Origin of the sequence: Sulfitobacter sp. HI0027 (genome assembly GCF_001634775.1) — a bacterium.
GTDB lineage: Bacteria > Pseudomonadota > Alphaproteobacteria > Rhodobacterales > Rhodobacteraceae > Sulfitobacter.
Window position 1 is genome coordinate 20,297 of the sequence record NZ_LWER01000145.1, and the last position, 10,571, is coordinate 30,867.

At 58.2% G+C, this 10,571-nt stretch carries 10 protein-coding genes; 8 read left to right on the top strand and 2 right to left on the bottom strand.

Annotated features, from left to right (window positions below; genetic code table 11):
• The first annotated feature begins 39 nt into the window (after positions 1-39).
• The 8 genes from A3722_RS08590 (at position 40) to A3722_RS08620 (ending at position 7,504) form a co-directional block, all read left to right on the top strand.
• Positions 40-2,508 (top strand): NAD-dependent epimerase/dehydratase family protein, encoded by a 2,469-nt coding sequence (locus A3722_RS08590; RefSeq protein WP_067631347.1) that lies wholly within the window; start codon positions 40-42, stop codon positions 2,506-2,508.
• Entirely contained in the window at positions 2,480-3,547 is a 1,068-nt protein-coding gene (locus A3722_RS08595) for a sodium:calcium antiporter (RefSeq protein ID WP_236627375.1), read from the top strand. The genes A3722_RS08590 and A3722_RS08595 overlap by 29 nt, the downstream gene beginning before the upstream one ends.
• Positions 3,548-3,571: 24 nt before the next feature.
• Positions 3,572-3,838 carry a hypothetical protein gene (locus A3722_RS08600; protein ID WP_067631353.1) on the top strand — a complete coding sequence of 89 codons (267 nt, stop codon included), beginning with the start codon at positions 3,572-3,574 and terminating at the stop codon, positions 3,836-3,838.
• Positions 3,839-3,968: 130 nt separating this feature from the next.
• Entirely contained in the window at positions 3,969-4,211 is a 243-nt protein-coding gene (locus tag A3722_RS08605; RefSeq protein ID WP_067631356.1) for a hypothetical protein, read from the top strand.
• Positions 4,212-4,833: 622 nt separating this feature from the next.
• Positions 4,834-5,241 carry an IS66-like element accessory protein TnpA gene (gene tnpA / locus A3722_RS23265; RefSeq protein ID WP_082849416.1) on the top strand — a complete coding sequence of 136 codons (408 nt, stop codon included), beginning with the start codon at positions 4,834-4,836 and terminating at the stop codon, positions 5,239-5,241.
• A complete protein-coding gene (gene tnpB, locus A3722_RS08610) occupies positions 5,238-5,588 on the top strand; it encodes an IS66 family insertion sequence element accessory protein TnpB (RefSeq protein ID WP_067627601.1) in 351 nt (116 codons plus the stop codon). Before tnpA ends, tnpB begins: the two co-directional genes overlap by 4 nt.
• A 60-nt stretch (positions 5,589-5,648) precedes the next feature.
• On the top strand, positions 5,649-7,280 hold the full coding sequence (gene tnpC, locus A3722_RS08615) for an IS66 family transposase (protein WP_067627599.1): 1,632 nt from the start codon (positions 5,649-5,651) through the stop codon (positions 7,278-7,280).
• Between the two features lie 2 nt (positions 7,281-7,282).
• Positions 7,283-7,504 (top strand): hypothetical protein, encoded by a 222-nt coding sequence (locus A3722_RS08620; RefSeq protein ID WP_067627597.1) that lies wholly within the window; start codon positions 7,283-7,285, stop codon positions 7,502-7,504.
• Between the two features lie 516 nt (positions 7,505-8,020).
• Here A3722_RS08620 and A3722_RS08630 read toward each other — a convergent pair.
• Together A3722_RS08630 and A3722_RS08635 are read right to left on the bottom strand one after the other, a co-directional pair.
• Positions 8,021-9,244, bottom strand: coding sequence for a c-type cytochrome (locus A3722_RS08630; protein WP_067627593.1), 1,224 nt, complete (start codon positions 9,242-9,244; stop codon positions 8,021-8,023).
• Positions 9,241-10,571, bottom strand: a 1,331-nt coding sequence (locus tag A3722_RS08635; protein ID WP_082849418.1) for a GMC family oxidoreductase, incomplete at its 5' end; no start/stop codon positions are given. The genes A3722_RS08630 and A3722_RS08635, both read right to left, overlap by 4 nt.

Consider the following 10,571-nt stretch of genomic DNA (forward strand, 5'->3'; position numbering starts at 1 on the left):
GGGAGTTGATAGAATACGCAGCAGGGGGAACTCGGAAGCATGACAGGGAACAAACCAGTTGTAGTTGTTACCGGCGCAGCAGGCAACATCGGCAGTAAACTTAGCAAGATTCTTGCGCGGAAGCATCGAGTTATCGGCCTCGACCTTCCAGCGAACTGCGAAGGGCGAGAAGGATTAATTGGCTGCGATATTACCGATCCGGAATCGACTGCGCGGGCCATAGAGAGATTGCACGAGGCAACCGCTAGCGAACCTATTGCATCAGTCATCCATCTGGCAGCCTATTTCGATTTCAGCGGCGAGGATCGACCTCAATACGAAGCGGTGAACGAGGAAGGCACACGCAACTTCCTGCGCGCTTTGCAGGATATCGAGGTCGAACAATTCGTCTATTCGGGAACCATGCTTGTCCATCGAGCGGGACGTCCGGGTGAACGTATTACCGAGGATACGCCGCTGGCACCCCGTTGGGCTTATCCGCAGTCGAAGGCCCGCACTGAAGAGATTATTCGAGAAGAAGCAGGCGATATACCCACTGTTTTCCTGCATCTGGCCGGACTTTATGACGATGAGACTGCGGTGCCCACGTTGAGCCACCAGATTGCCCGAATCTATGAGCGTACCTTTAAGGCGCATCTATATTCCGGCAACACCGAAGCTGGACAGGCATTTATTCATCTCGATGACATGTTGGAACTTTTCGTTTGCGTGGTAAACAGCCGCAAAGAGTTGCAAGCCGGGGAGGTAATTCTCGCGGGTGAGCCAGATACGGTGAGCTACGACGCGCTCCAAGACCGCATCGGGGCGTTGATCCATGGCGAGGAGAGTTGGAGAACGTTTGTCCTGCCTTCCTCGATGGCCAAGTTGGGCGCCAGGCTCGAAACAGAATCCGAGCCGGTGGTGCCCGATACTCTTGATCAAGGAGAAAAGCCCTTTATCCGTCCTTTCATGATCGACATGGCAAGCGATCAATACGCGCTCGACATCTCGAAGGCGCGCCACCTGCTGGACTGGGAACCGGAGCGACGCATCATGGACCGGCTGCCGATGCTGATCAAGGCACTGAAGGATAATCCTTTGGGTTGGTACCGCGCCAACGGCATCACGCCGCCGCCCTGGCTTGAAGCGGCAGACAAACGGGTAGATGATCCTGAAGCGTTGCGCGTGCAACACGAGACGGAATATCGCGAACAGCACCGTGCCAACCTATGGAACGGCTGGGCCAACGCGGGCCTTGGCCTGTGGTTGCTGACCTCCCCGCCTTTGTTGGGCGTACAGGATCCCGGTATGATCGTTAGCGACGTAATCTCTGGGCTGCTCCTGTTTGTCTTTGGTATGCTATCACTGTCTTGGCAGATGCCTTGGGCACGGTTTGGCGCCGCAGTTCTGGGCTGTTGGATCATGTTCGCGCCGCTAGTCTTCTGGACAGACAATGGCGCGGCTTACCTGAATGACACCCTCGTCGGTATGCTCGCCGTGGCCTTCGCGCTATGCTTGTTGCCGACGCCGGGGGTTTCGCCGGTGGCCGCACAAACTGGGCCGACAATTCCCAAGGGCTGGAATTACTCTCCATCTGATTGGTTCCAACGCCTTCCGGTCATCATGTTGGCGGTCGTGGGTCTTCTCGTCTCCCGTTATCTCACGGCCTATCAACTCGAAACCATTGGCGGCGTTTGGGAACCGTTTTTTAGCGGCACCTTGGAAGGGAAGAACGGAACCGAACAGATCATCACCTCATCCGTTTCCGAAGCTTGGCCAGTGCCAGACGCCGGTATAGGTGCGCTGACCTATGCATTGGAGATCATCGTTGGTGCCATAGGCTCAGCGAGGCGGTGGCGCACGATGCCATGGCTCGTAGTACTTTTCGGGATCATGATCGTGCCGCTCGGCGCAGTGTCGATCTTTTTCATCGTGATCCAGCCTATTGTAATCGGTACCTACTCAACACTGGCTCTGATTGCTGCCGCCGCAATGGTCTGGCAGATCCCCTATTCGCTTGACGAACTGGTCGCGACCTACCAGTTCCTGCGACGGCGTCACCGGGCAGGTCAGCCTTGGTTGCTCGTGTTTTTTACAGGCGACACCGACGAAGGTCCCGATGACCATCCGCTGGACGATTTCGAACGCAGCCCCCAAGTGATCATAAAGGACATGGTTTCAGGCGGAATGACCTTTCCTTGGACGCTTATGGCATCACTCGCGCTCGGCCTCGTGCTAATGCTGTCGCCACTGGTTTACGGATGGGACAGCGGGACTGCCGCTACGAACCACGTCGTGGGCGCGCTGGTCATCACCGTGACCGTGGCCGCACTCGCGCCAGTGGCTCGGCTGGGACGTTTTCTGAACGCACTGATGGGAATAGTCCTGCTTTTTGCGCCTTTGGTCGTCGGAGCAAGCTGGGGTGCCCTGTTGTTTTCCGCCTTCGTCGGCATTGCGCTGATCGCTCTCAGCATTCCTCGTGGCACAATCAGGAGCACCTATGGCACTTGGGATCGGTTCATTAGGTAGCGCTATGGTTCCATTTGATGATCTGTCTATTGTTATTCTAATCGCGATCTTCTGTGTCGCAGCTGGGTCCGTCTGGCTCGCGGGTATGCGCCTGTCACGCTATGCCGATGGTATCTCGCGTGAATTCGGTGTTGGGCAGGCAGTGCTGGGGGTAGTCCTGCTGGGCGGGATCACCTCGCTACCCGAAATTGCCGTGACGGGCACGGCAGCGATTGGCGGCAATGCTGCGTTGGCGGTCAACAACTTGTTGGGCGGCTTCACAATGCAAGTCACCGTACTCGCTCTGGCTGACATGGCAATCCGTCGCAACGCTCTAACTGCCACCGTGCCCGATCCCATCGTACTCCTGCAGGGTGTGCTGGGCATCATTCTCATTGCTGTGACGATCACCGGCATCGGCGTAGGCGATATCCCCTTCGCTGGGGCAGGCCTCTGGACATGGGGCATTGCTGCGCTCTTCGTCTATGCCGTACGTATGGTCGCCCGTGCACAGGACAAACCCGGTTGGGAAGTTATAGGCGAACCGCCTTCGCCGGACATCAACGTGGATGACCCGACTGAGAATCTCTCACGCCCGCAACTGTTGGGTGCAACGGCGGCAGTAGCTCTGGTAATTCTGATCATGGGATATTTTCTCTCCACCAGCGGCGAGGCACTGGCAGAACGCACAGGGCTGGGCGACAGCTTTTTCGGCGCGGTATTTATCGCGATCTCGACATCTCTACCCGAAATCAGCACCGTTCTCGCTGCGGTCAAGCTGGGACGTCATGTCATGGCAGTCTCGGACATTTTCGGCACCAATTTGTTCGACATTGGCGTGATATTCTTGGTTGATCTATTCTATCCGGGCGGGGCAGTTCTGAACGAGGTTGGAATGTTCTCTATCGTCGCCGGACTGACAGGCATTGTGGTCACTGCGGTCTATGTGATTGGCCTGATCGAGCGGCGCGATCCGGCTCTGTTCGGCGTCGGACTCGATTCCTACGCCGTTATGACTATCTATATTGGAGGGATCGCGTTGCTGTTCACGCTGCGGTGACGTTTCAGAAAATAGGAGGCTGAGATGACCGACCCCGAAAAGCCAGCGCCCGGTGAAGTGCTTCTGCCCGAAATCGGAAAAAATTTGACCCGCAATGAAATTATGGACGTACTGGCGGATGAAGGCTATTCGGCTAGCGGACGGAAAGGCTGGCTGAAGCAGGTTCTGACCCGGCTTGAAACGGAACAGCACGAAAGCCCGAACAGCACCCGCGCCGAACTGGTGGCCGAGATTTCGGATATCCTAAAAGAAAACGTCCCAGGTGACCCCAAAGCGGACGATAGCTTGTGAATCTGGCGCGAGGTTTCTCCTTACTGCCAGGTTCACGCCATTTCCGAGAGTCAATGTCGGAATCTACATTCCATACGACGGGTGCCATAGCGAGACATATACCCATCACAACATAAACAAGGAGACACCAATGGAACCGAACCAATTTGAAGAGAAAGCTCATGAGCTGGAAGAAGCAATGACGGAGCGGTCAGGTGAAATCGCGCGAAGCAGAGCTTCAGAAGCTGAACATCAGAAATTATTGGTGCTTCAAAGGAAATCTGAAACGCTCCTTAGAGAGACCCAACACCTAAAAGACGATAAAGAAAAACACGATTTCATCCGACAAGCCAGTGAACTGCTTCTTGAACTACGTCAGCGTCCACTTGCGTAAATGGAAATTAGCGTGACCTGCGGAAAATGGTGGCAAATCGCTTTGGCAGGTTCATGAAAAGACCCGATAGAATTGTTAGTAGTCTCACGCGATCGTGAAGGTTGTGTTCGACGGCGCTTTCTAACCTTGCTCCGGACTGAGACGATCTCATCATGTATCCAGTTCGGACGAGCAATGTGGTGTCACGACGAGAGCGCGCAAGCACTTCGGGGACCGCTCGCCCAAGCACATCGTCGCCTTGATCGAAAACAACCGCGGCAACAGGGCTCGCCATCAATCCGGAGCGAATTTTTATGGCATCTGGATCGGCGGCGAGTTCCCAGGCGATCCGCAGGACCCGCGAGCCAAAGATCGCTGCCGCCGGCCTTCGGAACCTTCGCCAACGCGGCGTTGAGGCGAATGCCAGCGCGAAATTTCTTTGCAAGCTGATAGCGGACGAAAATTAAACGCGCTGATTCGACACCACAAGGCGCGGCACCGCTTTGGTCGACCAAACGACGTTAGCTGAGGTTTCCTGATTGGGACTAATCGCCTATCAAAGACAAAGGTAATATAGTATGAACGTAAACCTCCGGCGACGGCCGTCTGATCTCAGGCTCGATCTGATGGTAAGTCCGACCTTATGTCCGACTTTATCAATCGCCCTCAAATCGAAGTTCTGTCTGCTGCCGATGGTGAACGCCGCCGGTATTGGTCGGATGATGACAAGCTGCGTATTGTAGAGGAGAGCTTTATTGGCCACCGTCAGGTGACAGCCACAGCTCGGCGGCACGGCATTTGCCGGTCGCTTCTGACCACTTGGCGGCGGCAGTATCGAACTGGTGAGCTTGGGTCTTCTGGCTCTGTATCGTTTGCGCCGGTGACTGTGCCGAAGGAAGTTTCCACGTCGCAGGCAAATCCGATCGATGCCAGTCCACCTCCGGACTGCCGGATTGAGGTGGCTCTTCCGAATGGGCGTCGACTCATCCTCCCCATCGGCGTGGAGCCCGAAGCGCTTGCCCGGATTCTGACAGTGGTGGACGGGCAATGATTGCGTTTCCGGCGGGCGTGAAGGTCTGGATCGCAGGCGGCGTCACCGATATGCGGCGGGGCATGAACACGCTGGCGCTACAGGTGCAGGAAGGGCTTGGCCGTGATCCCCATGCGGGTGAGATATTTTGCTTCCGGGGGCGTAAAGGCGATCTGGTCAAGATCCTGTGGCATGATGGCGTGGGCATGTCGCTCTATTTGAAGCGCTTGGAGGCAGGTAAGTTTATCTGGCCGGTAAGCCGGTCGGGCGAAGCGGTGCAGGTCTCGGCGGCGCAGTTGGGTTATCTTCTGGAGGGCATCGACTGGCGTAACCCACGCTGGACACAACGGCCTGCAAAGGCTGGTTAATTTGCGCCAGGTAGCCTGTTTTTATTGGTGCTTCGCGGCTTCGGCTGGTAAATATTGGTCATGTCTGATGCCGCCTCCGAACTCGCCAAATTACGCGCTGCCCTGGCCGCCGCAGAGGCCCGTGCAGATGTGGCGGAAAGCGAGCTGGCGCAGGCCCGCGCGGTTGTCTCCTGCTCCGAGGCGATGATCCAAGAGCTCAAGCTCGAGATCGCCAAACTGCGCCGTGACAAATACGGTATCTCGTCAGAACGACGCGCCCGGCTGATCGATCAACTGGAACTGCAGCTTGAAGAGATGGAAGCGGCGGCCACCGAGGATGCCTTGGCCGCAGATCAAGCAAGCGAGAAAGCCAGCACGGTGCGCGCCTTCACGCGCCGCCATCCGGTGCGCAAGCCGTTCCCCGATCACCTGCCGCGCGAACGGGTTGTCGTCGAAGCACCGGCCGCCTGCACCTGCTGTGGCTCGGACCGGATCGTGAAGATGGGCGAGGACATCACCGAGACGCTGGAGGTGATCCCGCGTCAGTGGAAGGTGATCCAGACCGTGCGCGAGAAGTTCACTTGCCGGGCCTGCGAGAAGATCAGCCAGCCGCCGGCGCCGTTCCATGCGATTCCGCGCGGATGGGCCGGGCCCAGCCTGATCGCAATGCTAATCTTCGAGAAATATGGTCAGCACCAGCCGTTGAACCGGCAGGCCGAGCGCTTTGCCCGTGAAGGTGTAGAGCTGAGCCTGTCCACCCTGGCAGACCTGGTCGGGCACGCGACTGTCGCCCTGCAGCCGATCCATGCGCTGATCGAGGCCCACGTGCGTGCCGCTCACCGCCTGCATGGCGATGATACCACCGTGCCGCTTCTGGTGCGGGGCGGTGCAAAAAAGGCCCGGCTCTGGACCTATGTCCGTGATGACCGCCCCTGGAATGGTGGCGCGCCGCCGGCGGCGTTCTTCCGCTTCTCCCGAGATCGCGCGGCAACCAATCCCAATCAGCATCTGGCAGAATGGCAAGGGGTGCTGCAAGCGGACGCCTATGGGGGATACAACGACCTCTATCGAGAGGACCGAGACGCGGGGCCCGTGACCAGTGCGCTGTGCTGGTCGCATGCGCGCCGGAAGTTCTTCGAACTGGCCGATATCGCGGGCAACGTCCGCAAGGGCAAACCTGCCCATCAGATCTCACCGGTCGCACTGGAAGCGGTAAAACGGATCGATGCCATCTTCGACATCGAGCGCGAAATCAATGGGCTGGATGCTGATGCCCGGCTCGCCGCCCGACAGAACCTGTCCCTCCCCCTGGTGAACGGCCTCCACGACTGGCTGCAGGAAGAGCGCGCGAAACTGTCCAGGCACAACAAAGTGGCCAAGGCGATCAACTACATGTTTGAGAAGCGTGGCCGTTGGCAGGCCTTCACGGCATTCCTCGAGGACGGGCGTATCTGTCTGACGAATAATGCGGCCGAACGCGCCTTACGTGGCGTTGCCCTGGGTCGGAAGTCGTGGCTCTTTGCAGGGTCCGAGCGCGGCGGTGAGCGGGCGGCCGCCATGTATACCCTTATCGTCACCGCCAAAATGAACGACATCGACCCACAGGCCTGGCTCGCCGATGTTCTCGCCCGGCTGCCCGACATGCCCGTCTCGCGCATCCATGAGCTTCTGCCTTGGAACTGGAAAGCCCTATCCCTTCCACAAGCAGCGTAACCATGCAGCTGAACAAGGTGTATTCCGTCAAGACAATCAACCGCGTCGCTGTCGAACTGAGCGAAACCGTTGATCGGATCTTCGATCTCGCCATCGGTATGGAAACCGAAGATGGTGTGATCTGGGTCCACGGCCCCGGCGACGATAGCGTGATCGCCTTCACTCCGCTTGGGATCGGAAACCTGCAAGCGCTCATCTTAATGAACCGTGATCTCGAGCGATGACCCACCTGTGGCCTACGCCGGATGCTTACGTATGAACCCATGCGCTCTGACCTCTTCCCGCCTTTGCAGCTCGGCACTCCTTCCGACCGACTGACATACTTCCGCTGCTTTCTTATCGGCAGGACTGAAATCCGGAGCTTCATCAGGCGTCGAAAAGCTTATAGCCAGATAGAACCCATTAAATTCGGCGACATATACAGGATGCTGTTGGGCCATAGCCTGCAAGGGCAGGACAGCTAGCGCCAAAATCGCGGCAACTTTCAATTTAGAACCTCCCAATCTGACCGCTTCCTAACCTCGGCAAGCGGCGTTTCGAGTTTTAGCGCCTTTTACCAGAGCCTCTGCAACTTGGCTGTTAAAGCCCAGCATACTCGACGTTGTATTGAGGCTTCACGCAATGCATTTTTCTCCAATCCACGAAGAGGGGCGTGTGCGCGCGATGCTTTGCCAAGAAGGTTTGGCCATTGACACCCTTGAGAAAAACAAGCCAAGCGTCAAACCTGAAGTAGATAACCCTTAATGTTCCTCATTAAGATATTCGCGCATCTCGGCCACGGCCTCAGCCGAAACCGGGCCGCTCCGACGGTCCCCGGTATTCCGCAAATAGGTCAGCAAGTCAGCGATCTGCGCATCGGTAAGTTTCCAAGCGAAGGGCGGCATCGCGAGCATGCTGGGAATCGTTTCGGTCGGCTGCGCCCGGGCACCGCCGAGGATGATGCGGATCGCGGTCGCGGGGTCTTTAGCGTGCAGCTTGTTCGAAGTGCTTAGCGGGGCGAAGAAATAGGGCACGCCCGACGCATCGGCGGCATGGCAGGCCGCACAATTGTCGAAGTAGAGCCCTTTGCCGGCCTCCATCCGCGCTGTTTCAGGCGCCTCTTCCGGTTCGTGTAGATCATCATCAAGGCTTTTGAGATAGGTGGCGACGGCGCGCAGGTCTTTTTCTTTGAGGAACTGGGTCGAGATCGAGACAACCTCACCCATGCGCTGCATCGGGGCGGTGTGTTTGGCGCGTCCGTATTTCAGGAATTCGAAGATGTCATCTTCGTCCCAATGGGCGATGCCGCCGTTCTCTCCGCCCCGGATATTGGGCGCAAACCAATTCTCCAACGTGCCACCGCGCAGATATTCATCGTCCTTGCTGGCGCCGAGCAGGTTCTTGCCCGTGTGGCAGCCGCCACAATGCAGCGGCCCGTCGACGAGGAACCGCCCGCGTTTCCATTCCTCGGAACGGTCTGGATCGGTCACGAACTCCTCGTCCTCGAAGAACAACAGCTTCCAGCCGCTTACCGACATGCGGATGCTGAGCGGGAACGGCAGGTCGTTTTCCTCTTCTTCCACATGCACCGGTTCGAGCGATTGCAAATAGGCAAAGATCGCGTCGGTCTGGTCGCGGGTCATCAGGGTGAAATAGGGATAGGGCATCGCCGGGTAGAGGTGGCGGCCCTCGTCGTCGATCCCCTCGTTCAACGCGTTATAGAAATCCTCGCGCGACCAGCGGCCAAGCCCGGTTTCATCGTCGGGCGTAAGGTTTGAGGAATAGATCGTGCCAAAGGGTGTCGACAGCGCCCGCCCCCCGGCGAAGGGGATGCCGTCGTCCTCGATATCCGTGTGGCAGGCCTTGCAGTCGCCGGCCTGCGTCAGATAGCGGCCACGCTCCACTTCCGAGGAGGAGAGTTCCTGGGCCTGCGCCGGCCCGACGGTTGCGCCGCAGAAGGCGGTTATCAACGCCAGCCGTCTCATGCCTGCACCAACGGACCGGGATCGGCCATATATTGATCGATGATTGCCGCCACCGACCAATAGGCCAGCGCTGCGACGGTGCCGGTGGGGTTATAGCCCGCGTTCTGCGGAAACAGCCCCGCCCCGGCGACGAAGAGATTATGCAGATCCCAGCTTTGGCAATAGCGGTTGCAGACGCTGGTCTGTGGGTCGGTCCCCATGATCGTGCCGCCTGTGTTGTGGGTGGTCTGATAGGGCATCGAGTCGTAGGACCCCTTGCGCTCGGCCACGTTGACCTCCCGCCCTCCCATCCCTCGGGCGATCTCTTCGGCCACGGGGGTGATATGGGCGGTCAGGCGGCGGTCGTTGATGGTGAAATCATAAGTCATGCGCAAAAGCGGCCTGCCATGCCGGTCGGTATAGGTGGGATCGAGGTCGAGGTAATTGCTGCGGTGCGCCATCGAGGCACCGTGGACACCGACGCTCGCGGTCTTGAGGAAATTGGCCCGAACCGACTGTTTCCATTCGCTGCCCCAGCCCGGCACGCCGTCGGGCACCGGATGGCTCTCGATCGGGCGCGCGTTGGTGGTGTAGCAGGCGATATAACCGCCGCCGATGAAGCCCAGCCCGGAATGGTCGAAATTGTCGCCGTTGTATTCGTCCACCACCATGCCGAGCGCGCCCGCGCCGACAAAGCCGTTGGTATATTCCTCGTCATAAAAGACCGTCGCGCCGGACATCACCTGATAGCAGTAGTTCTTGCCCACCACGCCTTCACCAGTCTGCGGATCATAGGGCGTTCCGATGTCGGACAGGAGCATCAGCCGGGCGTTCTCAAGCGGGTAGGCACAGAGCACCACAACCTCGGCGGGCTGAAAAAATTCCTCGCCGCTGGTATCGACGTAGGTGACCCCGGTGGTGCGGGAGCCGTCGGGGGACTTTTCGACTGAGAGCACTTCGGAATCAGTGCGCAGGGTGAAATTCTCCCGCTTCATCAGAACCGGGATGATCGTGGTCTGCGGCGAAGATTTGGAATAGTTGCCACAGCCGTGTTTTTCGCAGAAACCGCAATAGGTGCAGGGCGCCAGCTGCAACCCCAACGGATTGACATAGGCGCGTGACATATTCGCCGAAGGTGACGGGAATGGGTTTAATCCAAGCTCACGCGCGGACGCTTCGAACCGATCCTGCGAGAAGGTCATCTGCATCGGCGGATTGGGGTATTCGTCGCTGCGCGCCCCCTCGAAGGGATTGCCTCCCTCACGGATGTCGCCCCGCAGGTTGCCCGCCGTGCCGCAAATGCCGCAGATCTTCTCAAAATAATCGAAATGCGGCTCCAATTCCTCAT